Genomic DNA, 24,208 nt, shown 5'->3' on the forward strand with positions numbered 1-24,208 from the left:
GGCTTAGTTCTTTTTAGTATAACTTTTATTATAAAACCAATAATATATAATGTAGTCTTTAAAATAAATGAAAAGCAGGAGGGAATTTATATGTCAAAAGAGAAAAAAGAAAAGCTTATTTTAAATACTGGAGATATGTCACAAGCAAAGGTTAAATCTTTTGTAGAAAGAGAAGATATTGAAAATAAAGTTGTATCAAGAGGTAGGGATATTACCATCAATCAAAAACACTAATTAAAAACTTAAATAATTGTATTTTCTTAAATTAACTGTATAGGTTATTTGTTTTTTATCTAAGATATTATGGCTAAAATAAATAATGTCTTATAGTGATAATTATTCATAAATATGATAATATATATAAATAAAACTAAATTAATAACTTATTTGATAAATGGAAGGAAATAATTATGGCTATAAACAGAAGTGCACCAGAAAATTTTCATTATGATAATGCTGAAAAAACTAATAAAAATTTTATTTATAAAAATTTGAATAGAAGTAAATGCTACAACTGCAATTTTTCAAATTCAAATTTCGATTATGCAAGCTTAAGAGGAGCTCATTTTAAAAAATGTAATTTTTTTAGATGCAGTTTTAAAGGCTCAGAATTTATAGGATCTAATCTTAAAGGCTGTAAGTTTAAAGAAGCAAAATTTGAAGATACAGTTTTTGAAGGTGCTTATTTAGATGGTTCAGACTTTATTGATGCTAAATTTAAAAATACAATCTTTGTAGGTTGCGATATCTCTAAGGCGAAGAATTTAAATGAAGATGGCAAAGGAATAAGAGTTTTTGAAACAATGCCTGAATTTGAAATGGACGAGGAATTTGAAAAACTAGTTTTAAGTTTAAATGAAAATCAATACATCAAAAAATCAAGACTTTTTGATACTAAAGATGGAAAAATTAATACATTAACCCTAATGATTTTAAGTGAAAAATTTGACAAAGACACTTTAATAGAAGGATTACACTATATTAAATTTGAAATAGATAAAGATTTTCATACATTAAGCTATGTTATTAAAGCTATAGAAAGTATGCACATATAAAAAGAGTGGCTATGCCACAATACGGAACTTATCACATGTAAAAAAAGCAGCTATACACTTACTAATAAGATGAGCTATGCTACAACCAGAATTTTTCTGTAATTAGCAACTTTTCACCTATAAGAATAACACCTATGCTACAAGAATGAATTTTTCTCAAGTAAAAAAGATTTGTTACATATGTTTAATAAGGGAGAAATATTGAATATGAGTTATGATTCTGATAAAAAGAAAATAACACTTACAGAAGAACAAGCAGCTAGAGCAGCAGAGGCTGTATTAAATGGATGGCTTAGAAATGATGATAATACTAATCCTCCTAAAAAGAAGGTTAAAAAGGACGAAAAACAAAAGTAATTATAAAGATCTTGTTAATTGCAGATTAAATAATCATTAATCTGCAATTTTTTTGTGAGTTTTGAATATTTTATATTAGTAAAGAAATAATACATATATAATTAATTAGTTAAAATAAAATTTTTATATTGAAGTCTTAACCCAATAAAATAATACTATTTAGTCTATGTACATAAAAAATTGGGAGGAAATATTTATCTTGGAAAAAAGAGTTCTTATAAAAGGCAAGCATCTTATTAAATCTAATGTTAATGAATATAAAATATATACTCCAGATATCACTCAAAAATATGAAAAAATGCTTAAAACTATGTATAAGATGATAAAAGATAAAAATAAAGTTAAATTTCTAATGTATGATAAGGTATGGAAATGGTATGAAAATGAAGAGTTTATGAATATAAGTTTAGAAAAAATATATATTAAAGCTAAATTGGGTTCTTTTACAAGTGGTGGATGTGGAATTGGCGCATCGTTATTAGCAGGATTAACAGCTAGTGGTATTTATTCATACATTGATAACTATATAAAAAAATTAGGAACTTCTTTTGTAGTTTTATATGTAGTATTAATTTTAGCTTTTGGATTTAAAATCTTATATAATGAAGATAAAAAGGTAGAAATGTATAATATGTTTCTTGAAGTATTAAACAACCTACAAGATGATAATAATGAGAAATTAGGATAATATAAATACGGATAAAAGAACGCTATTGTGGACAATATAATCTTGTAGAAAGGAAGTGTTTAATATGAATGATAAATCTAAATCAAATAATATTGAAAGTTTCTCAAGTATTAAGCCAGAAAAAAGTGATAGTAGTGTTACTAATTCCTATAGTGATGGAAAAGAAAAGAAAAATGAGGGTTATAATGATTGGCAATCTGTACCTAGAACTTATGATAAAAATGAATCTTGTCATAAGCATGAAAAAACAGCAACAAATAACCAATGGTGTTCTTGTAACAAATAATAACCTTAAAAGTAATTTGCAATATATATGTAGAGGAAGTGATTATTATGAGTAAAAAAGATAAAAATTATTCTACTGAAAATAATATGAACGACGGATATTACGATTATCATGGAGGATACATTTCATATGATCCTGCGCAATTAACTGAGCATTATACTGTAAAGGGATTTGAAGGTAAGATAAAAAAACCACAAATATCAAAAAGTAAATGGTGTTAATGAATAAAAAAATAAAATTTGTATATAATATTAATGGAATCTAATATGCTTTATGTTTCCTTCAGTTACCATAATGTATTTGTTATGAATAATTGAAGGAAACGTTTTTGCGTTTAAAATTGAAAATAGTATTATATGTTACTTTTGCACCATATTATCGGTTGACTATAACTTTTCCAAGAACTATAATTTAGGCATATGGTATAAATAATATATTAATATGATATGTAAATTTGTATAGACTAAGGTATAAAAAGTCCATTAAATTGTTTAATAGACTTTTTGGTATTAAAATTGACTTCCTTTTTTACACAAAATAGACTATGATTCACAACATTTATATATTTATATTCATATTACAAATGGGGAAAGAGGAATTTTATATGACTTTTTTAGAAAAATTATCATTAATTAGGAGTATTAATTTGAAAAATAATTATATTTTAAAAAAACTTAAGTTAATAGTACTAAAAAGAGAAATACTTATGAATATGGAAACTATGATCTTTAGACATATAGATAAAAATGAGGATATAACTTTTAGGCATTTTGTTGAAGGTGAAGATGAAGAGTTAAGATGTAATATTCAAAACTCAGTGTTTTATGATGAAAATAGAATTCCATTAAGTGCAAGTGATATTACAGATGAAGAAGATGAGGATTATTATATAAACAATTTTGGTGTTTTTTTATGCAAAAATGATGGACAAGCTATTGGATATGGACAAGTTATTTATAGTAATGGAGCATATACAATAGTGAATTTAGGCATTCTTAAGGCATATAGACAAAAAGGATATGGAGAAATGCTTCTTAAATATTTAATAAAGCTTTGTTATAATAATTCAATTAAATCTATCTATATAAAAGTAGAAAGAGAAAACATAAGTGCCTTATCACTATATAAAAAGATTGGTTTTAAAGAAGACAATCCTATAACATCATTGTATAGAAAAATAAATTTATTTTTTATATAGAATTGAATTATTATCCTAGACTTTAATTTGTAATTATTATTTGTTATAATACTAAAGGTAATGAATAAAAACGGAGGAAAAAATAATGAATTTTGATATAGAAAAATTAGATGATCAAAAATTAAAAGGATCAGAGAAAAAATTATTTTGTATTTCTACATTTGGATGTCAAATGAATGAAGAGGATTCTGAAAAACTATCAGGAATGCTTAAAAGAATAGGGTATGAGCGTACAGAAAATAAAGAAGAAGCATCTATTATAATTTTTAATACATGTTGTGTTAGAGAAAATGCTGAAAACAAGGTATATGGAAATATTGGAGCATTAAAAAGACAAAAGAAAGAAAACCCGGATTTAATAATTGCTATATGTGGATGTATGATGCAACAAAAAGGAATGGCAGATGCAATTCTTGAAAAGTATCCTTATGTTGATATAATATTTGGAACACATAATTCATATAAATTCCCAGAATACTTAAACAGAGTCAAAACTGAAGGGGTACAAATCAAGGAAATTATAGATAAGGAAACGGAAATAGTTGAAGGACTTCCTATTGATAGAAAAAGTGATGCAAAAGCCTTTGTAACTATAATGTATGGCTGCAACAACTTTTGTACATACTGTATAGTTCCTTATGTTAGAGGAAGAGAAAGAAGCAGAAAACCTGAAGATATAGAAAATGAAATTAGAGATTTGGTAGCCAAAGGATATAAAGAGGTTACCCTTTTAGGTCAAAATGTTAATTCATATGGAAAAGAATTAGAAGAAGAAATTACTTTTGCTCAGCTTCTAAGAAGGATAAATGAAATAGATGGACTTGAAAGAATTAGATTCATGACATCTCACCCTAAGGATTTAACTTTAGATGTTGTTTATGCTATTAGAGATTGTGATAAGATATGTGAGCAAATTCATTTACCTGTACAAAGTGGTTCTAATAGAATTTTAAAAGAAATGAACAGACATTATACTAGAGAACAGTATATAGAATTAGCTAAAACAATTAGACGTGAAATTCCAGATGTAACATTTTCAACAGATTTAATCGTTGGTTTCCCAGGAGAAACTGAAGAGGACTTTAATGAAACTTTAGAATTAGTTAAGGAAATTCAATATGACGCTGCCTTTACATACATATATTCAAGAAGAAATTATACTCCAGCAGATAAAATGGAAAATCAAATTCCAGAAGAAATTAAACATGATAGATTTAACAGACTTCTTGAAATTTCAAATGCGGGGATAGCTATAGGTAATAAGGAAGCAGAAGGCAAGACTTATGAAATTTTAGTTGAAGGCTTTAGTAAAAATGATGATTCTAAATTAACTGGTAGAACTAGAAATAATAGAATTGTTAATTTTGAAGGTGGGGAAGAGCTAATTGGAAAATTAGTTAATGTTAAAATAGTTAAAGCAAATTCTTTCTCTTTAGTGGGGGAATTAGTTAAATAATAACATACACTACTAAAAGAGCCGCTATATATTTATGAAGGAAGCAGTTATAAACTTCTTAAAAAAGTTGCTATTCCACAACAAGGATCTTTCCTGAAACAAGGAATTTAAATTAAAATAGAACTAAAAGTAAATAGTAAAGAAATATAACTTGAAAATTACTAAAGTTGATTATAAGAAAAAGAATCTATATTTTAACTATATAGATTCTTTTTCTATGTATAAAGAAGGAGAGTGGATAGCATAAAAGCTTGGCTAATATGATTTTGGTTTTCAGTAATATTTCAAATTTATTTAATAACATCTACAAATGAGCATTCAATAACTTTTTGAAGATCATTTGGATTTATTTCAATTTGAGCTCCAATTTTTCCGCCACTAAAAACAATTGTGTCAAATAGTAAAGCTTCTTCTTGAACGTATGTTTTAAAAGTTTTTTTCATTCCAAGAGGAGAGCAGCCCCCGCGAATATAGCCAGTAATAGAATTTATATCTTTTACATGTATCATTTCTATATTTTTTTCACCAGCAGCTTTACTTGCCTTTTTCATATCTAATTCCTCAGCAACTGGAATTACAAAAACAAAATATTCTTTAGAATGTCCTTGAGTTACAAGAGTTTTGAAAACAGATTCAGGATCTTTGCCTATTTTGTTTGCAACTGCAATTCCATCTATTTTGTTATCTTTATTTTCATAGCTGTGAGTTGTATAATTAATTTTATTTGAGTCTAATAATCTCATTGCGTTGGTTTTTGTTTCTTTTGCCATTTTAATTTTCCTCCAATATTTTATTTGTTTAAAACAATTTGTGATATACAATTACATATTTCAAAAATTTGTTCTTCTAATTCAGCATAGTACTTGATGTTATTAATACTATTTTCTCTATAATAGGCTTTGGTATCTATTTTAAAGATTGTATAACCAAGCTGCTCTAAATTTGATTTTTTGTTAAGATCCTTGCACATTTTGCCTTTGTGAAAGAATTTTCCATTAACTTCAATGCCGAATTTGTAGGTATTAATATCGTTAATAATAATTACTGGAATATCTAATTCTCCAACAGTTGTCATTGTATTTATTCCAACAATAACTTCATATTTACCAAATAACTCTTTTCCTAGTACTTGAGAGATTTTAAGACGAACTACATCTTCTACAGTACTACCAGATAATTGCGTTTTAACAAATCTATCCAGCATAGTTTTTTTATAACTTTTACGAATACTAATATAATCTCTCTTTTTAACTGCTATTTTTTGAGCGTCTTTCAAGTTACGTTCCAAATCTAATTTTTTAAATATATATTGTATTGTCCGTTCGTTTTTACCGTATACATTTCCTGTTTCATTACACGACAAATCGCTAATAAACAATTTATACATATCTTCAAATACATTTTTTAAATATGGCTTTATTATTTTCATACATTTCTTTAATTTTTCATCTTCAGCTGGTGTTAGAATGGTATTGTTAATAATTTTTCTAACTTCATCTGAATAATTTTTGTAGTATTTTGCCATTATAAACCTCCGTTATTGAAAAATAACTAATGTAACTTAATAATTTACTATATTAACTATAATATTATAACATAATATAGTAATACTATAATAAATTTTTAAATCTGCAATCTAAGTTGTGTATTTTGCAACTCGGTCATTGTTGTGAGAGATTTTATATTCCAAGTTGTTTTGCAAGGTACAAAATAATGTTTAAAGATATTTTCAAATTTTATTTTTTGTCAGAATCGATGTTGATTATTTTATGCAGATGAATTAGAAGAGAACAATCTGAAATATACATTTAAATAATGACTAATAATACAAGACAAAGATTTTGCTTCAAAAGAAAATTACATTTATATAATTGCGTTAAATATACATTTAACGCAATTATTGTATTGTTTTTAGAATTTTGATATAATATAGTTAACACTAGTAAAAATGCCAGAATTACTTGAAACTAGGTTGATTTTAAAGGCGTTTACAAAAAATATATAGAAATTATGGGTGAAAATTATGAAATACGATATTCAAGTTATTAAAAACGAAAACCTTCCAGATAGTATGATTGATTTTTTGAATTATTTAGAAACTATAAGGAGTAAGTCACCAAATACCATAAATGGATACAAAACAGATTTGGTTGTATTTTTTAGGTTTATGATGATTTACACCGGGAAAATCCAATCAAATTTAGTTGAATTTGAAGAAATTGATATAAGAGAAATTGATGATGAATTTTTGAAAAAAATAAAATTAAGAGACTTATATGCATTTCTTTCGTTTACAGAAAAATACAGAAGTAACAGTTCCTACGCAAGAGCTCGAAAGGTTGCGACATTAAAATCATTTTTTAAATTTCTTCAAAACAAAGCAAAAATTATATTGGACAATCCAGCTATTGAGTTAGAGTCGCCTAAACTAAATAAGCGTCATCCTGTGTATCTTACTTTGAATCAGAGTATACATTTATTAGATTCATTAGATAATAATAATAAAAATTATCATAGAGATTACTGTATTCTTACTTTCTTTTTAAATTGTGGAATGCGGCTTTCGGAATTGTGTGGTATACAAATTGATAAATTTAAAGAAGACACTTTAACTATAATCGGTAAAGGTAACAAGGAAAGAACTGTTTATTTAAACGAAGCTTGTTTAAAAGCTTTGAAAAATTATCTAAACGTCCGAGATGATTCCAAAGCTTTATTAGAAAATAAAAAATATTTATTTTTATCTTCGCGAAATTTACCAATTAGTAAACGTACCGTTGAAATTATGATAAAAAAACATATAACAAATGCTGGTTATACAGATGACAAATATACTCCACATAAATTAAGACACACTGCTGCTACCCTTATGTACAAATATGGAAATGTAGATATAAGAAGTCTTCAAAGTATTTTAGGACACGAAAATATATCTACAACTCAAATTTACACTCACGTTGATGATGATTCTTTGAGAGATGCAGTTAAATCAAATCCACTTTCAAAATTATAGACCACTCTCCTATTTGCTAATTCGTATTTTATAAAACAAAAGAAAGTTACAGAATTTATTAAAATACAGTAACTTTCTTTTTCTAATATGTATATTTATTTCTTTAAAAAACAAAAGTATGTTAACGAATTAAAGGAGATCCATACATTGAATTAAATTGATTGATGTATGAAGGTTCGTTGCCTTCGTACATTATAAGGGAATTCCCTTTCCTATAGTAATATGGAGCTCTAGTATAATTTGCATTTGTTCCATTAATAGTTAATCCGTTTTTAGAAATTTTTTTGATATCTCCATCTAAATCTTTAGGATTACCATATTCATAAACTCTAACAATATCATTTCCTGCCATATAATCAGTTTCGTTTCCAGTGAAATAATTTTTTGCAGTATTTGCTGAATCTTTAAGTTTATATCCTGCTTTTGCAAAATCATCTCTAAAGTTCATGGCAGTATAATTTGCGGCGTTAATTGCTCCGTCAGTAGCATTTCTTGTTGTATCAGTCATATTAGCAGAATTTCGATTTGCTGGTTCGCCTGTATTTCCAACAGTCGTACCAGTTCCAGTTCCTTGTTGACTAGTAGCATTGTTGTTTGTTCCGGTTCTAGTTCCTTGTTGACCAGTAGCATTATTATTTGTACCAGTTCCGGTTCCTTGTTGACCAGTAGCATTGTTGTTTGTACCAGTTCCGGTTCCTTGTTGACTAGTGGCATTGTTGTTTGTGCCAGTCCTTGGGCGCATTGTTGTATTTTTGCATCCATCTAATAGCGCAGAATTTATAAGCACTCCAAACAAAATCAAAGCTAAAATAGATTTTCTCTTCATAATAAACCACCCTTTCATATAACTTATAATATGTCACATGATTATTATGTGGAATAAAGAGAAAATCTATTCATAATACTACTCTACTCTCTTTTGAGTTTTCTGATTCCAGGATAAAGTTCCTCGGTCATTTCTTCAAGATCAACATCGTTTGTCAAACCTATTTCGTCTAAATATTCAATATGATCAAAAGCATCTTCGTATTCTTCATCGGCTAAAAATTCATCAGTTAAATCTGATGTTTTTCCAAATTTATTGTATATTTCTTTTAAATCAAGATTATCTTCGTTTATTTCCTCCAACTCATCTTCGCTTAAAGAAGCTTTTAAATCATTAAAAAATTCTTCTTCTAATATTTCATTTTCTTCTTTTGATTTTGCGATTTCTTCTATTTTTATAGCCTTTGTATCTATGCCATCCATTTCCAAGCACTTACCACAGTTATCACAAATTTTATTTTCGTAAATATCACAATAATCATCATCTGTATATTTATATGCCATTTGAAACACCTCATTTTTTATTTTAGAATAATAATTATATCAAAATTAATAAATCAAATCAAATTTTCTCCTAAGAAATTGCAAAATTAATTTTACTTTAAAATATAATTTAATTTTAAAAAATTTCTTGCCAATCTATATATTTGTTTAAAATATCAACTGACTTCTCCAAGTATTCTTGTTCTAATTTGGTAAATCTATTCAATTCACTACTATCTAGATCAAGAACGCCTATAAGTTTATCATCTTTAACTATTGGGATAACTATTTCAGAATTAGATGCTGCATCACAAGCGATATGTCCTTCGAATTTATTTACATCTTCAACTAATACAGTTTCTCTTTTTAATGCAGCTGTTCCACAAACACCTTTTCCTATTTGAATTTTAGTGCAAGCTGGCATTCCTTGAAATGGTCCTAAAATAAGTTCGTTGTTTTTTTCTAAATAAAATCCACACCAATTTATTCTTCCAATAATAGCGTTAATTAATGCTGAAGCATTACAAAGTTTTGTTATAGATAATTCATCTCCTTGAACTAATCCTTCAAGCATAATAAGCATATTATCTAATTTACTTTCTGTACTTAAATTTTCAAAAACCTTTATATCAAACATTGATTTGTCCTTCCTTTTCATAAAGTAATTATTTAATACATTAAAAATATTGTATATATTTTTAATATTTATAATAAATATAATACTATTATTTTAATAATATGGGAAGAATAATATATAAAGTTTAAATTATAACAAAATTGCAATTAGTTTTACTACTATATAACAGTTTAAAGACTTAAGATGTTTTAGAACATAAGTTTGCTATATATCTAAGTATGTGATATACTAATTATAGGAATAGTGAGGTGTTTGTAATGACAGACGAAAAAGATAAGCAATCAGAAATATATGAATTTTTAAAAAGTTATACTGAAAATAAGGGATATCCACCTTCTGTAAGAGAAATTTGTGAAGCTGTATCTTTAAGATCAACTTCAACTGTTCATGGCCATTTAAAAAGATTAGAGAAAAAAGGCATGATTAAAAGAGATCCTTCAAAACCAAGAGCTCTCGAAATAGCAGAACTTTCAACTCCAAAGAAGGAAATGATTAATATTCCTATTGTAGGAAAAATAACTGCAGGTTTGCCAATACTTGCAACTGAAAATGTAGAAGATACTTTTCCTATACCATTAGATTATATAAAGCATGATAAAGAACTTTTTATGCTTAGAGTTTCAGGTAAAAGTATGATTAATGTTGGAATTAACGATAATGATTTAGCTATTATAGAAAGTACTAATAGTGCTATTAATGGTGATATTGTTGTTGCATTAATAGATGATAGTGCTACCATTAAAAGATTCTACAAAGAAAAAGATCATATTAGACTTCAACCTGAAAATGATTCTATGGATCCTATTATAGTTGATGACTGCCAAGTACTAGGTAAATTAGTAGGAATATTTAGAGCTTTTTAGAAAATCACTAAGAAGAATTTAATCATTATAAAAACTTAAGAAAATGACTTTAATAAACCACCTAATTTACTTTTTTATTAATATAAATGAGTAAAAATGAGTAAATTAGGTGGTTTATATGTTTTATTATATCTTAAATGTTTATTGTACTTCTAAAACTTTGCTTAATCCAATAAGGACGCCTATCTTGCCATGGTCAAAGTTCAAACCGCCTTGAATATAAGCTATGTATGGCTCTCTAACAGGTCCATCAGCTGATAATTCTATAGTGGATCCAGAAATGAATGCACCTGCAGCCATTACAATTTCATTATCATAACCAGGCATTGCCCATGGTTCGCATACAGCAAAAGCATCTATTGGAGAACCTGCTTGTATACCGCTGCAGAAATTAACCAGTTTCTTAGGATCGCCAAATTCGATTGCTTGAATTATGTCTGTTCTTTTTTCGTTTGAAGCTGGGAATACCTTAAAACCTGCAATTTCCATTACACGGGCACAAAATACTGCTGTTTTTACAGCTTCAATTGATACATGTGGTGCAGAAAACAATCCTTGATAGAAACTTCTCATAAGCCCATAAGTAGCACCGTATTCACCGCCTACACCAGGTACAGTCATTCTGTTAGCAGCTGCATCAACATACTCTTTTTTACCCACAATATATCCGCCTCCAGGTGCAATGCCTCCTCCTATGTTTTTCATAAGAGATCCAGCCATTATATCAGCACCAAATTCTGTAGGTTCTGTTGTTTCAATAAATTCTCCATAGCAATTATCTACAAATATAATTACATCTTTTCTAACTTCTCTTATATTTTTAATTACTTCTGCAATTTGTGAAACTAAAAATGATTTTCTTGATGCATAACCTGTACTTCTTTGTATATGTATAAGTTTTATGCTTTCATCAGCCTTTAAAGCTTCTTTAATTTTATCAAATTGAAAATTACCTTCTTTATCTAAATCTACTATGTCTGTTTTTACTCCATATTGATCTAAAGAACCTGGATTTTTCTTTTTTGATAATCCTAAAACTCCAAGTAAAGTATCATATGGAATTCCTGAAACACAAAGGATTTTGTCTCCAGGTCGTACGTTTCCAGCTATAGCACAACCAATAGCATGAGTTCCACTTACAAAATGAGGACGAACCAACCCTGCTTCTGCCTTAAATATATTGGCATAAACTTTATCTAAAGCATCCCTTCCTAAATCATCTAAGCCATACCCAGTTGTATTAGTAAAATGAGAATCACTAATTTTTTCTTGTTGAAAAGCTCTTAAAACTTTAAGTTGATTAAATTCTCTAATTTCATCATATTCTTTAAATTGTTCTTCAATATCAGAAAGAGCCTGTCTATATATTTCAAATGTTCTTTGACTAATATTATAATTGTCTATTAAAAATTCTTCTGTTTTCTTTAGCATATTTTATTTCTCCTTAAGCTATTGTAATTAAAAAACCAATATATATTTTACAGCTTAGAGAATGTATTGTAAAACTATTTTTAATTTTTTCTCCCTAAAGTTTTTAGGTGGGTATTACCCCACCTAATTTTAATATTAATATTATTCATTTTCTGTAAATAAAATTGGCTTAATTGGTGTTATTGTTGATATTGAATGCTTGTATATAAGCATTTGCTTATTTTCACATTCTAAAATAACAGTGAAATTATCAAAACCCTTTACAAAACCTTTTAATTGAAATCCATTCATTAAATGTATTGTTATTTGAAGTCTATTTTTTCTTGCGTTATTTAAAAAAATATCCTGCAAGTTGCTTTGTTGTTTATTGACCAAATCGTAACACCTCCATAAGAAACTTTATTATAATTATACCCTTAGTTTTTTCTTATGTCATTAATGATTTTATCTAAAATTTCTTCATCATTCATTATATCTTTATCAATAAATACGCATCGAGTATCACGTCTAAACCATGTTAGCTGTCTTTTTGCATAATTACGTGATCCTTGCTTTATCATATTGACTGCTTCTTCTAAAGATATCTTACCTTCTAAATAATATAAAATTTCTTTATATCCTATCCCCTGCATTGATTGCATATCTGAAGTATATCCCATATCCTTAAGTTTTATACACTCTTCTAACAGGCCTTTTTCCATCATAATATCCACACGCATATTTATTCTACTATACAATTTCTCTCTGTCCATAGTTAATACATAATAATAAACATCATAATTACTATTATAAAAATCTTCTCCAGCATTATAAGAACTAAAGGGTTTGTTTGTAAGCTTATATACTTCCAGTGCTCTTATTACTCTTTTTCTATTGTTTGGATGAATTTCCTTGTAGCTTATAGGATCACATTCCTTTAGCATTTCGTGTACATATTCATTACCTTTTTCTAAGGCTAACTCTTCTAGGTACTGCCTATACTGTTCATCTTTCTCCGCTTCTGTGAAGGTCATATTACAAGTTAAAGCGTTTATGTAAAGACCAGTCCCCCCTGATATTATAGGAAGCTTTCCTTTAGCTAAAATTTCTTCTAGTGCTTTGTTACCATATTCCTTGAAATCTGCAACTGAAAATGGAATATCTGGATTTATTACATCAATTAAATAATGTGGAATTCCATTCATTTCTTCTGGTGTTACTTTTGCAGAACCAATATCCATGTATTTATAAATCTGCATAGAATCAGCTGAAATAATTTCTCCGTTTAATTTTTGAGCAAGCTTAATAGAAAGGTCTGTTTTACCAACAGCAGTTGGACCACCTATTACTAGTAATTTTTTTTTCATTTATTTTATCAATTCCTTTCTTTAGGCACATTTATATAATTTTACCTATTGAGATAGTAAACTTTATTATAAATTCAATAGGTAAAAAATGAATCCTAGTATCGGGTCTAAATGAATAATTAAGGAATAAAAGCCATTGGCTTTGTTGAAATAAATTTAAAGATTACCTGGAAGAATATACTCCTCAATCATCCATTATTGACCATTCATCATTATTTAATTTTATATTATACGCCTAAATTTCTTATCTATATCTGTACTTGTAAACTTTATTATAACAGGTCTTCCATGTGGGCAATGAAATGGATCATCAATATATCTTAAATCTTCAATTAATTTAATCATTTCATTGAGTTCTAATTTATCATTACCTTTTATTGCAGCCTTACATGCTTTGCTAGCTATGGCATTATGTTTAACTTCACTTGTTTTTCCATTACCCAAATTTTTAAGATTATCAAGTATATCTAAAAATAATTTCTTTGGATTTAATTTTCCTAAAAAGTACGGAACCTCTTTTAAGGATAATGAATTACCACCAAATTCTTCAAGTAAAAATCCAGCTGTTTTAAATATATCTTTATTTTCTTCAAAATAAGAATAATCATCTATACTTAAATCAATTATACTCGGTATCATAAGTGGCTGGATAATAATACTACCCTCTTCAATTTCTTTTAAATACTTTTCGAATAAAATCTTTTCATGAGCAGCATGTTGATCAATCATATATAAAGTACCTTCGTATTCACCTAATATATAGGTTTTGTTATACTGACCTATTATAGTTATAGGTGGAAATTTAGCAATGGGCTTTGGTACATTTATGTTTTCCTTTACTTCTTTAGTTTCTTCAGTTGTTTCACTGATTTCATTTAATTCAGCATTATTGTTAGAAGTTTCATTATTAAAAGCTATATCTTCTTTAATTACAAGTTCATTATTTAAGCCTTCAGTATTAATATGAGCTTTAAGATCTATAGGAATATTAACAATTACTTTTGAAGATTCGTTAAGGTCTTCTAATGAATCGGCAGTTCTATATTCTGAATATGAATCATTATCTTCAGTAGAATCCATATGATCATTTTCATTCGTGACAACTGGAGTATAGTTATAATCAGAAGTATATGTACCTATTGTTTGGGTTTCTGAGGAAGAATTATTAGCTTTTAAATCTACTCCTTGTTCCATCATAGTTTTAGCTAAGGTATTTGCAACTTTAACCTTTTCCTCTTCTTCTTTTATCTTAAAGGTTATTTCTTCAAAAGTTGGTACTATAGGTTGTTTTTCTGTTTCCTCTTCTTCCTTAATTGCAAATGTATCAAAAACTTCATTTTTTAATGCTGTATGAACTGCACCAAATATCTTCTTAAAAATCATTCTTTCATCATTAAATTTCACTTCTGCCTTAGTAGGGTGAATATTTACGTCAACATACTCAGGATAAAGCTCTATAAATAATATAAAGAAAGGAAATTTATTAACTGTTGAAAAAGATTTAAATGCTTGCTCAACAGCTATGCCAAGAGACTTATTTTTTATATATCTCTTGTTTACAAATATGCTTTGATTATTCCTTGAACCTCTAGCTATTTCTTCTTTTCCTACATAACCATAAATAGTTATTAAATCTGAAGTATCATCATAATAAAGTATGTTATCAGTTATAGCTTTACCATATATAGTTCTAATTACATCTTTTAAATCTCCATTCCCAAAAGTATGAAGAATTTTTTTCTGATTATTATATAATTTAAAACTAACTTTAGGGTTAGCTAAGGCAAGCCTTGTTATTATATCATTTATTAAAGAGCCTTCTTTAGAAACTGATTTTAAGAATTTCTTCCTTGCAGGTACATTAAAAAATAAATCTTTAACTTCAATTACAGTTCCTTTATTGACTGCACATTCTGTGACCTCTCTAGCTCTACCACCTTCAATAGATATTTCGTATCCGAACTCTTCATTTTCTTGCTTAGATTTTAAATTCACCCTTGCAACAGATGCTATAGATGGAAGTGCCTCACCTCTAAAACCTAACGTATTTATATTATAAATGTCTTCTGATTCTTTAATTTTACTTGTTGCATGTGGAAGAAAAGCCTTATCTATATCTTCCTTATAAATTCCATCTCCATCATCTATAATTCTAATGAGAGATATTCCACCTTCTTCTATTTCAATTGTTATGTTTTTTGCATTTGCATCAATAGAATTCTCCACTAATTCTTTAACTACTGAAGAGGGTCTCTCAACAACTTCACCTGCTGCAATTTTATTTGCAGTATCTTCATTTAAAATATTAATTCTTTTCATTAAATATGCCCTCCCTTCTACTATCATTTTATACATAACTATATTTTATGTAAAGTTTTTGACATAATTCTTAGTAAACTTACTATATTTTATTCAAATGTACTCTTATAGAAAGAGTGAGTATGAACTGATAAAAGAGAGCATATAAAAAGAGTTGATATACAACACAATATGAAACTACTCTCAAATTAGGAGCTTTGCCACAACACGAAATTACTTTGTAATGAGGAATTTTCCCATAATTTTGAACTTATCACTTATTATAAAATCAATTATAAATAATATTTTTAATTTATATGGAAAAGCTAAAATAGTAATCTATTTATATAAGGAGGCTTTTACATGGATAATAATTCTGATAGTTTATCAAAGAAAAACAGCACTGATCCAACCACTCGTAATTATGCTAAACGAATGAAAAACAAGGGCAATGAAAACAGTCCTTATGGAGAAAATGAACCTTCTCCTCATACAGATTTTAAAAATGATCCTCAATAGTTAACAGTAAAATTCACATTAAAAAACCATGCATAAAGTATTAATAAACTATATGCATGGATAATTTCCTTAGGCCTCAAATCATTCTATTTAATTTAATTCTAAGTTTTATGGTTAAATTAAAGTATCTTCTTTTAATAACTTATACAATGTTGGATCAAAATTAAATTCTTTCATTAAACTTTTTACTTCCTCTAAGGCCTTTTTCCTTTTTTCTTTAGATACATTTGCCTTTGAAGCTCTTATTAATATGTTTTTAGGAGAATGTGCTATATCTATAAATTCTAAAAGCTGAGTTTTATAGCCTACACATTCTAGAAGATTAGCACGCACAGAATCTGTCATAAGAGCAGCAATTCTCTCTTGTACTATTCCATATCTAGTTAATATAGAAAAATGATCTGTTTCCATTTGCTGATTAAATTCATGCTGACAACATGGAACAGAAAAAATCATTTTAGTATTCCATTTTATTGCATTGTATAAAGCATAATCAGTAGCTGTATCACAAGCGTGTAATGTAATTACCATATCGACCTTATTATTATACTTAAAACCATTTATATCTCCAAGTTCAAAGTGTAAATCCTTATAATCATAACGTTTAGCTATATCATTACACTTTTTAATAACATCTGCTTTAAGATCTAAACCTATCATATTTACTTTTATCTTTTTAATTTCGACAAAGTAGTAATATAATACAAAAGTTAAATAAGATTTCCCACAGCCGAAATCTAAAATAGTAAGTTCATCATATTCATTTTTTTTGATTTCATCATCAATAATTTCTACAAATCTATTTATTTGCTTATACTTATCATATTTAGAATTAATAACTTTTCCTTCTTTAGTGAAAATACCTAAATCTATAAGCGGTTCGATAATCATACCTTCTTTTAAAATATAATTTTTACCCTTATTATGATCTTTCTTTGCTAGCTTTCCATTATCGCTTTTTTTCTTTGTTAGCAATAACTTACCTTTTTTAGATATTTTCATATCAAAGGTAGTCTCATTTGACCAAGCTGAAAGCTGCTTATAATTTGAAGCTACACATTCTAAGATTTTATCTCCTAAAAGACTTGGTTCAATATTTTCGTGAAATACTTGCTTATCAGTATATTTTTCTATTTGATAATATTGCTTATTGTTATTTTCTTTAAGAACAAAGGTTATTTTATTATATTCCACATCTTTATTAATTTTATTGCTAATAACTAATTTTATTATTTCTTCTTGTATAATTTCTTCAATTACTTTTTTTAAATCTTCCATATTCAACACACCTTATTTTTTAAAATTAAATTGGCATATATAATAATAACACTATATATGCCAATTTAACAAATATAAATTCTTTGGGACAAGAAAATACAATCAACTTTGTATACCTATGATTATTCTAAACGAACTAATTTGAATTATAGATCTATTGAACAAATCCCATATCATTAAATGGATAAAATCTAAACAAAACTTTTCCTTCTATATCAGAACCATCAATATAAGGATTTTGCCACTCTCTAGCGTCATATGAACCAGCCCTGTTATCTCCTAAGAAAAAGTATTTTCCCTCAGGCACCTTAAATTTTCCGCTATAGTCCTTATTGTTTTTAACATAGTCTTCATTTAATTTAGTACCATTAATAAATACCACTCCATTTTTGATTTCTATTTCATCACCAGGAATTCCTATTAATCTTTTAACTAATCTTTCATCAAGCTCTTTAGAATAAAATACAATAATATTTCCTCTTTGAAGCTTATCTGGATTGTATATTCTACTTACAATAACTCTATCATAATTATTTAGAGTAGGAATCATTGAACCACTTGGTGGCAAATATACATTAAAGAATATAAATTTATTTATTAGAACAGCCAATATTAAAGCTGAAATTATAGGGATAACCCATTCTTTAAACAGTTTATTTACATTAAGATTTTTTATCAAAATACATACCTCCTAAATTTTAAATATACAATATTAATCAAAATAAAATAGATATTCAAATTTTTTATCTAAAGCTATACAGATTAATAATGCTAATTTTGCACTTGGACAAAATTGCCCCGTTTCTATTGAACTAATTGTTTGACGTGATACACTGACTAGTTTCGCTAAATCTCCTTGTGATAATTTTTTTTCAGCTCTAGCTATTTTTAATCTATTATGTAAAATTAATGCCTCTTCCATAAATTTCTCCTTACTTTTAAGTTAAAATTATAAATGCAAAAAGGCCACATATGGCTGCAATAATGAAAAATATACCGCAGAATAAAATTTTTTTATCTCTAAGGTAATAATATTTATATAATGATTCTGTTGCACAATAGGTCATAAATATACTCCAAATATCACCACTAGGAATATTCTTATAAAGTTTATACACTGTAATCATCACAACTACTAAAGTAAAAGTAATTTTGGCATTAATGCCTGCTTTTCCGTTGATATACTCTTCTCTTTCATCTTCAACGTTTTTGCTAAACCTTCTATTCCTTTCTAATATTTCTTCTTTATTCATCCTATATCACTCCTCCATAATTCAAATACAATATATCATAATTTTTACCAATATGTCAAACAAACTTGTCATAAGGTCGCGTAAACTTGTCATTACATAATCAAACCACTCAACTCTAAAACAAAAAACAAAATTCTAATAAAAAACTTAATAAAAATCAAGACATGAAATATAACACTAATAAGCATTATATTTCATGTCTTGATAAAAAAAGATATTAATTTTGGTAAGTTAATTTTCTATTATTCCTTTATGAAGTAGCTCTTTAAAGATATCCCATTCTATAAATTTCCCGCCCATGCTTTCTAAATGATCTGTATGCATTTGACAGTCTATAAATATAAAGCCTTCACTTGCTAATTTCTCTGCAAGCTTAATCAATGCTATCTTAGATCCATTGCTAGTTTTTGAAAACATGCTTTCACCAAAAAAACATTTTCCTATTTTAACTCCATATAATCCACCTACTAATTCTTCGTTAACATATGTTTCTGCACTCATTGCATAACCATGATTAAAAAGGTTAATATAGGCTTCTTTCATTTCATCAGTAATCCATGTACCTATATTGTTTTCCCTTAAGGTTTTACAATTATTTATTACTCCCTCAAAATCAGTATTAAACTTTACTTTAAATTCATTTCTTTTAATAATTTTTTTCATGGATTTAGAAACTTTAATTTCATTAGGATCTATTATAAATCTTGGTTTAGGACACCACCAGAGAATTGGTTCACCTTTATTATACCAAGGAAATATTCCATTACAATAAGCTAAGATTAACCTTTCTAAAGATAAATCTCCTCCAATTGCCAAAAGTCCATCTTCATCAGAAAGTTCAGGGTCTGGAAAGATAACTTCTTTTGGTAATTTAAAAACTGACATTATTTTCACTTCCTTATATGTTAATTATATCTACTCTATATTTTAACATATTTCGAATTATTCTTTTACATAATTACTCATGTATTTTAGTTGTAAATAGTACTTATATAATGCTTAAATCTATATGTTTGAATTGAGGTAACTTTTCTTGAATAATATCATAAGCAAGATTGATCCAGCTTTCGCACTTATTTAATATAATTGCATCACTTGTTATTACGTAACCTTTAGTTTCTAATATAACATCTGGATTACTAACTAGTTCAACATTAACTTCATAGTCATGGGAATATACACTTAAAATTTCAAATATTCTTTGTTTCAACCTTCCTGTATTTGATACAGGGGCATCTAAATAAAAGGTCACTTCTGATATTTTCATTTGAGCCAATTTTTCAACAATTAGTTGTAATGCAATATCAGTCTTATCAATAAGCTTATATGTACCTCTAAGACCTGCCATATCTCTTATTGTTCCATCCATGCACTTTAACACTAAGGATTCAGATAAGGCAACTTCTAAGGTAATAATAAGATTTAAACCATCTACGTTAACTTTTTTACCTTCAAAATCACTGTTAATTAATTTATTTTTACGTTTTTCTATATCTATTGATGTAGAGGTTGCTCTAACAATAGCTAACCTTTGCCTCTCAGATAATAAATAGTGATTACCTACAAAGGTGGATGCGCTTTTTATTGAATAGCCTCTTTCTAAAAGCATAAATATATCAGATTGAGCTCTTTTTATAATTTCTAATTTCGTATGATTAAATTCTTTTTCGTCTGTGGTAATATATCCTCTTTTAACTTCTTTACTCATAATTTTATATCCTCATATGCAGTTTTCTGCCCTTTTTTATTAAGCAGTTTTATATTTCAGGAAGGTTATGTATTGTAGAAAAGTTCCGTATTGTAGCATAGCTACTCTTTTTATAAGTGTCCATCCTTTTAGAAGTAATAGCTACGTTTTTAATGAGAATATTTTTTACTATATTTAACCTGAACCTTTATATTAGGATGCTTTTCGCAAAATTGACTAATTACATAATAACAACTAGGGCACGGTTCCCACTTACTATATAAAATAAGTTCCCCTTCATTTTTTAATAACTTAGCCTCTATTTGTTTATGTATTTCTTCAAATATCTTTTTTTCACTATCATTAAATCTGTCATAACCTATACCTAACTTACCTAATCTAGTAACTTTATTGCTTTTAAAAGCCTCTGTGCCACTTGCTGGAATAGTACAAAAGTCCACAATATCATTATTGCCGCTTATTGCTTTAAACTCTCTATTATCATAATCTGCTATAGCTATGTTTATTGAACCTTGAAGGGCTTTGCTTTGATTTATTATAAACGTTGCATTTTCTTCAGCTTTCATGTAATTATCTATATTCCTAGTTAATCTTTGTATTATGGGAATATTTTTGGTTATGTGGTCATGAAATTCTATAGTTCCTATTTGGGCAGGAATATAATCAAAACTTATATGATTAGGCATCTTTATTGATATACTTTTTATTTGAGTTTTATTATTATAATTCTCTTCAAAACTGTTTCCTTCAGAGCATATGATTTTCTTTAATAACTCAATATCTTTAGAATAAAGATATGTCTTATCTATTTCTCTTTCCAAAACTTTTAATTTTAAATTATCTTCTTCACTTATTACTTCTGATATATGATTTTTTATGACATCTATAATCTTTAAAATATGATCAACATCTTCTTGTATTCTTGGTTCACGCTCGTATTCAATACGATGTATGTTTAAATTTTTTATATGACTTATCTTTTTCCATAATTTTTTATGTTCATTTTCAATTAAAATCATCTTTTCAATGTAGTCAATAAAATCTTTACTATCATTTGCTCTATATGTAATATCTGTATTTTGAATATATTTATCCAATCCCTCAACTATATTGCTATGGACTTCAAATTTTTTTGTAATTTCTTTTTTGAAATTTTCTTCATCTAATTTATTTATATTATAACCTTCTAATTTTAAGGCATTCTTAAAATCATCCATGCTATTAATCTTTAATCGTTGTTTTTTATTATTTTCTAATGTCGTATTTACTTTTTCCATTTATACCTCTTCATAATTATTGTAACTCATTAGTAAAACTATTTATTTAGCTCGTATATAAATTCACAAAAAACTTTCAATTTACCTTATAAGAAAAAATCGGGATGATGCTAGCACCTTCCCGATATAAACTCTATAATAATTATATACATTTAAAATTAAAATAGTCAACTGTTATTTAATAAGTTAAAGTTTTATAATTTAAGTTTTTCATTATATGTCTTTATAATATCAATGGATTTCTTTAGTTCATCCATCTCATCATCAGCTAAATGATATTCAACTAGTTCTTTTACTCCCTGGCTGTTTAATACAGCAGGAACTCCTATGTATATACCGTTTTCTCCATATTCTCCATTAAGCATTGCGGATACTGGTATAACTTTGTTTTCATCACGTAATACAGCTTTAATGATTTGAACTGTTGTTGCAGCAATTCCAAAGGTAGTTGCACCTTTTGCATTTACAATTCTATATGCAATCATCTTTATGTCTTCTGATACAGAATTAATATCAAAACTTTGTAAGCGAGATTTATTATCTTTAATAATATCTAAAAATTTCTTCCCACCTACTGTAATTTGACTCCACGGAATTATTTGAGAATCTCCATGTTCACCCATACACAAAGCATGAACACTTTGTGGGTCAACATTCATAGTATCTGCTAAATGATATTTCAAACGCGCGGAATCCAAGGCTGTTCCAGTTCCAATTACTTTACTAGCTGGTAATCCAGAAAGCTTTTGCACATAATAGGACATAACGTCAACAGGATTTGTTATAACTACAAAAATTCCTGAAAAACCACTTTCCATAATAGCAGGAACTATGCTTTTCATTATGCCCGCAGCTTTTTCTATCATATCTAATCTTGTTTGCCCTGTAATATAAGGTAATGCAGCAGCAATTACTACTATATCAGCATCTGTACAATCTGAATATTCGCCAGCTTTAACTTTCATCTTATTTCCACTATATCCAAGAGAGTGCTGCAAATCTGTTGCTTCAGCCCAGGCTTTTTCTTTGTTAATATCAATTAAAACCAAATCATCACAAACATGATTCATTACCATATCAAAAGCTACTGCTGCTCCAACAGCTCCAGTTCCAACAACTACTACTTTACTTCTTCCAATTGCCATATAATATCATCCTCTACTAATTAATTTGTAAATCTAAAGTATATATTATCCCTTTATATATAAACTTTGATTACTATCTAATCTTAATATTATTTTCGTAAAATATCCAAGGTATGTGCACTTGCTCCTAATAAATCAGGCCTTTCACAGGTAGTGAAATGATAATCAATAAAAATCTTAAAGGTTTCTTCATCCATAGCATTTAAAACAGGTCTCATATAATTAGCTGGTCCATCTGCTGCTATTATTTGTATTCTTTCAAGTTTTGCAGCTTCATTTATTTTATTAATATCTTCAAGTCTTACATAATCATATAAATCTTCTGGTTCAGCTATAACATGAAAATCCTCACTAACTTTTCCACTTTCAATAGATTTACGAATATTATTTTCTTTAAAACCATATGTTATAATGCTATATTCATTCATACAATATGCAACTAAGATGATTCCACCTATTTTAGTAACTCTTTTAGCTTCTTCCAATGCTTTTACTTTATCTTCAAAGGTATACAAATGATACATTGGTCCAAACACCAATGTCATATCAAAAGTGTTTTCAGGAAATCTTGATAAATCTAAGGCTGTTCCTTGAAAGGCTTTTACTGTACTTCCTTTTGACTTTAAAACGCCTAAATTATGCTTTACAAGTTCAACTGCAGTAACATCATAGCCTTCATTAGCTAATTCTACAGAATATCTTCCTGTGCCTGCGCCAACATCTAAAATTTTTGCATTTTCATTATTTTCTAGGTACTTATGAATATATTTCATTGAAGTTATATATTCCACTTGACCATGCCTTCTTGTTAATCTTTTGTCTTCACAAAATTTATTATAGTATTTTTCTAAATCCATTCCCATCTTTTCATGTCCCTCATCTATTATTATTTTAGTAATATTAAAATTTTCATCATTAATCAAACTAAAGTATTAAATCATATAATCACTTTAAAATTTGAAATTGCATAAGTAAAAAGTCACCAGATATTATCTAGTGACTTTTATCGAAACTTCCATCTACATAGTAACACAATGGAAATTATAAGTCTAGTAATTTATTTGTATAATGTTAGAATTTAATTAACTCGCG

Annotated in this window: 29 protein-coding genes; 11 read left to right on the plus strand and 18 right to left on the minus strand. The window is 27.4% G+C overall.

What is annotated here, in order from left to right; all coding sequences use genetic code 11:
- The first annotated feature begins 90 nt into the window (after nt 1-90).
- The 8 genes from GXK56_RS27725 to miaB all read left to right on the plus strand — a co-directional run bounded on the left by GXK56_RS27725 (nt 91) and on the right by miaB (nt 5,040).
- Nucleotides 91-234, plus strand: a complete 144-nt coding sequence (locus tag GXK56_RS27725; protein WP_202127845.1) for a hypothetical protein — start codon at nt 91-93, stop codon at nt 232-234.
- Between the two features lie 176 nt (nt 235-410).
- Nucleotides 411-1,055 carry a pentapeptide repeat-containing protein gene (locus GXK56_RS08325; protein WP_160687009.1) on the plus strand — a complete coding sequence of 215 codons (645 nt, stop codon included), beginning with the start codon at nt 411-413 and terminating at the stop codon, nt 1,053-1,055.
- A gap of 207 nt (nt 1,056-1,262) precedes the next feature.
- Nucleotides 1,263-1,412, plus strand: coding sequence for a hypothetical protein (locus GXK56_RS27730; protein ID WP_202127846.1), 150 nt, complete (start codon nt 1,263-1,265; stop codon nt 1,410-1,412).
- Nucleotides 1,413-1,611: 199 nt separating this feature from the next.
- Complete coding sequence (locus GXK56_RS08330) at nt 1,612-2,100, plus strand: hypothetical protein (protein ID WP_243156058.1); 489 nt, start codon at nt 1,612-1,614, stop codon at nt 2,098-2,100.
- Nucleotides 2,101-2,164: 64 nt separating this feature from the next.
- Nucleotides 2,165-2,386, plus strand: coding sequence for a hypothetical protein (locus GXK56_RS08335; RefSeq protein WP_160687010.1), 222 nt, complete (start codon nt 2,165-2,167; stop codon nt 2,384-2,386).
- 47 nt (nt 2,387-2,433) lie between these two features.
- Nucleotides 2,434-2,607 carry a hypothetical protein gene (locus GXK56_RS27735; RefSeq protein WP_202127847.1) on the plus strand — a complete coding sequence of 58 codons (174 nt, stop codon included), beginning with the start codon at nt 2,434-2,436 and terminating at the stop codon, nt 2,605-2,607.
- A gap of 425 nt (nt 2,608-3,032) precedes the next feature.
- Nucleotides 3,033-3,584 (plus strand): GNAT family N-acetyltransferase, encoded by a 552-nt coding sequence (locus GXK56_RS08340; protein ID WP_243156059.1) that lies wholly within the window; start codon nt 3,033-3,035, stop codon nt 3,582-3,584.
- An 85-nt stretch (nt 3,585-3,669) separates the two neighbouring features.
- Nucleotides 3,670-5,040 (plus strand): tRNA (N6-isopentenyl adenosine(37)-C2)-methylthiotransferase MiaB, encoded by a 1,371-nt coding sequence (miaB, locus tag GXK56_RS08345; RefSeq protein ID WP_160687012.1) that lies wholly within the window; start codon nt 3,670-3,672, stop codon nt 5,038-5,040.
- Nucleotides 5,041-5,330: 290 nt separating this feature from the next.
- Here the strand turns inward: miaB and ybaK are convergent, their stop codons facing one another.
- Nucleotides 5,331-5,810, minus strand: coding sequence for a Cys-tRNA(Pro) deacylase (ybaK, locus tag GXK56_RS08350; RefSeq protein ID WP_160687013.1), 480 nt, complete (start codon nt 5,808-5,810; stop codon nt 5,331-5,333).
- A gap of 20 nt (nt 5,811-5,830) precedes the next feature.
- Nucleotides 5,831-6,565: a hypothetical protein gene (locus tag GXK56_RS08355; RefSeq protein ID WP_160687014.1), complete on the minus strand. Its 735-nt coding sequence runs from the start codon at nt 6,563-6,565 to the stop codon at nt 5,831-5,833.
- Between the two features lie 498 nt (nt 6,566-7,063).
- Here GXK56_RS08355 and GXK56_RS08360 point away from each other — a divergent pair, with 498 nt between their 5' ends.
- Nucleotides 7,064-8,053 (plus strand): tyrosine recombinase XerC, encoded by a 990-nt coding sequence (locus GXK56_RS08360; RefSeq protein ID WP_160687015.1) that lies wholly within the window; start codon nt 7,064-7,066, stop codon nt 8,051-8,053.
- Nucleotides 8,054-8,174: 121 nt separating this feature from the next.
- On the opposite strand, the gene GXK56_RS08365 is transcribed toward GXK56_RS08360, so the two are convergent.
- The 3 genes from GXK56_RS08365 to GXK56_RS08375 form a co-directional block, all read right to left on the minus strand.
- A complete protein-coding gene (locus tag GXK56_RS08365; protein ID WP_160687016.1) occupies nt 8,175-8,879 on the minus strand; it encodes a hypothetical protein in 705 nt (234 codons plus the stop codon).
- 83 nt (nt 8,880-8,962) lie between these two features.
- The gene (locus GXK56_RS08370; RefSeq protein WP_160687017.1) at nt 8,963-9,382 is read right to left on the minus strand and encodes a hypothetical protein; all 420 of its coding nucleotides are present in this window, start codon (nt 9,380-9,382) and stop codon (nt 8,963-8,965) included.
- 115 nt (nt 9,383-9,497) lie between these two features.
- Entirely contained in the window at nt 9,498-9,998 is a 501-nt protein-coding gene (locus GXK56_RS08375; RefSeq protein WP_160687018.1) for a GAF domain-containing protein, read from the minus strand.
- Between the two features lie 257 nt (nt 9,999-10,255).
- On the opposite strand from GXK56_RS08375, the gene lexA reads away from it, so the two are divergent.
- Nucleotides 10,256-10,861 carry a transcriptional repressor LexA gene (gene lexA / locus GXK56_RS08380; RefSeq protein ID WP_160687019.1) on the plus strand — a complete coding sequence of 202 codons (606 nt, stop codon included), beginning with the start codon at nt 10,256-10,258 and terminating at the stop codon, nt 10,859-10,861.
- Between the two features lie 141 nt (nt 10,862-11,002).
- Here lexA and GXK56_RS08385 read toward each other — a convergent pair whose 3' ends face one another.
- The 4 genes from GXK56_RS08385 to mutL form a co-directional block, all read right to left on the minus strand.
- Nucleotides 11,003-12,292: a methionine gamma-lyase family protein gene (locus GXK56_RS08385; RefSeq protein ID WP_160687020.1), complete on the minus strand. Its 1,290-nt coding sequence runs from the start codon at nt 12,290-12,292 to the stop codon at nt 11,003-11,005.
- Between the two features lie 141 nt (nt 12,293-12,433).
- Nucleotides 12,434-12,667, minus strand: a complete 234-nt coding sequence (gene hfq, locus GXK56_RS08390) for an RNA chaperone Hfq (RefSeq protein ID WP_160687021.1) — start codon at nt 12,665-12,667, stop codon at nt 12,434-12,436.
- A 41-nt stretch (nt 12,668-12,708) separates the two neighbouring features.
- Entirely contained in the window at nt 12,709-13,638 is a 930-nt protein-coding gene (gene miaA, locus GXK56_RS08395; protein ID WP_160687022.1) for a tRNA (adenosine(37)-N6)-dimethylallyltransferase MiaA, read from the minus strand.
- Nucleotides 13,639-13,860: 222 nt separating this feature from the next.
- A complete protein-coding gene (gene mutL, locus GXK56_RS08400) occupies nt 13,861-15,957 on the minus strand; it encodes a DNA mismatch repair endonuclease MutL (RefSeq protein WP_160687023.1) in 2,097 nt (698 codons plus the stop codon).
- Nucleotides 15,958-16,299: 342 nt separating this feature from the next.
- Here mutL and GXK56_RS27740 point away from each other — a divergent pair, with 342 nt between their 5' ends.
- Nucleotides 16,300-16,455 carry a hypothetical protein gene (locus GXK56_RS27740; protein ID WP_202127848.1) on the plus strand — a complete coding sequence of 52 codons (156 nt, stop codon included), beginning with the start codon at nt 16,300-16,302 and terminating at the stop codon, nt 16,453-16,455.
- A gap of 114 nt (nt 16,456-16,569) precedes the next feature.
- Here the strand turns inward: GXK56_RS27740 and GXK56_RS08405 are convergent, their stop codons facing one another.
- The 9 genes from GXK56_RS08405 to GXK56_RS08445 all read right to left on the minus strand — a co-directional run bounded on the left by GXK56_RS08405 (nt 16,570) and on the right by GXK56_RS08445 (nt 23,979).
- On the minus strand, nt 16,570-17,733 hold the full coding sequence (locus tag GXK56_RS08405; protein WP_160687024.1) for an SAM-dependent methyltransferase: 1,164 nt from the start codon (nt 17,731-17,733) through the stop codon (nt 16,570-16,572).
- A 154-nt stretch (nt 17,734-17,887) separates the two neighbouring features.
- Complete coding sequence (gene lepB, locus GXK56_RS08410) at nt 17,888-18,412, minus strand: signal peptidase I (RefSeq protein WP_160687025.1); 525 nt, start codon at nt 18,410-18,412, stop codon at nt 17,888-17,890.
- Between the two features lie 33 nt (nt 18,413-18,445).
- On the minus strand, nt 18,446-18,655 hold the full coding sequence (locus GXK56_RS08415; protein WP_160687026.1) for a helix-turn-helix transcriptional regulator: 210 nt from the start codon (nt 18,653-18,655) through the stop codon (nt 18,446-18,448).
- A gap of 16 nt (nt 18,656-18,671) precedes the next feature.
- Complete coding sequence (locus GXK56_RS08420; RefSeq protein WP_160687027.1) at nt 18,672-18,986, minus strand: DUF6442 family protein; 315 nt, start codon at nt 18,984-18,986, stop codon at nt 18,672-18,674.
- A 231-nt stretch (nt 18,987-19,217) separates the two neighbouring features.
- On the minus strand, nt 19,218-19,871 hold the full coding sequence (gene aat / locus GXK56_RS08425; protein ID WP_160687028.1) for a leucyl/phenylalanyl-tRNA--protein transferase: 654 nt from the start codon (nt 19,869-19,871) through the stop codon (nt 19,218-19,220).
- Nucleotides 19,872-19,974: 103 nt separating this feature from the next.
- Nucleotides 19,975-20,694, minus strand: a complete 720-nt coding sequence (locus tag GXK56_RS08430; RefSeq protein WP_160687029.1) for a DUF434 domain-containing protein — start codon at nt 20,692-20,694, stop codon at nt 19,975-19,977.
- A 149-nt stretch (nt 20,695-20,843) separates the two neighbouring features.
- Entirely contained in the window at nt 20,844-21,971 is a 1,128-nt protein-coding gene (locus GXK56_RS08435; protein WP_160687030.1) for a deaminase domain-containing protein, read from the minus strand.
- Nucleotides 21,972-22,165: 194 nt separating this feature from the next.
- The gene (locus GXK56_RS08440; RefSeq protein WP_160687031.1) at nt 22,166-23,116 is read right to left on the minus strand and encodes an L-lactate dehydrogenase; all 951 of its coding nucleotides are present in this window, start codon (nt 23,114-23,116) and stop codon (nt 22,166-22,168) included.
- A gap of 89 nt (nt 23,117-23,205) precedes the next feature.
- Nucleotides 23,206-23,979 (minus strand): class I SAM-dependent methyltransferase, encoded by a 774-nt coding sequence (locus GXK56_RS08445; RefSeq protein ID WP_160687143.1) that lies wholly within the window; start codon nt 23,977-23,979, stop codon nt 23,206-23,208.
- Between the last annotated feature and the right edge of the window lie 229 nt (nt 23,980-24,208).

The organism is Clostridium sp. C2-6-12, assembly GCF_009928485.1.
GTDB lineage: Bacteria > Bacillota > Clostridia > Clostridiales > Clostridiaceae > Clostridium.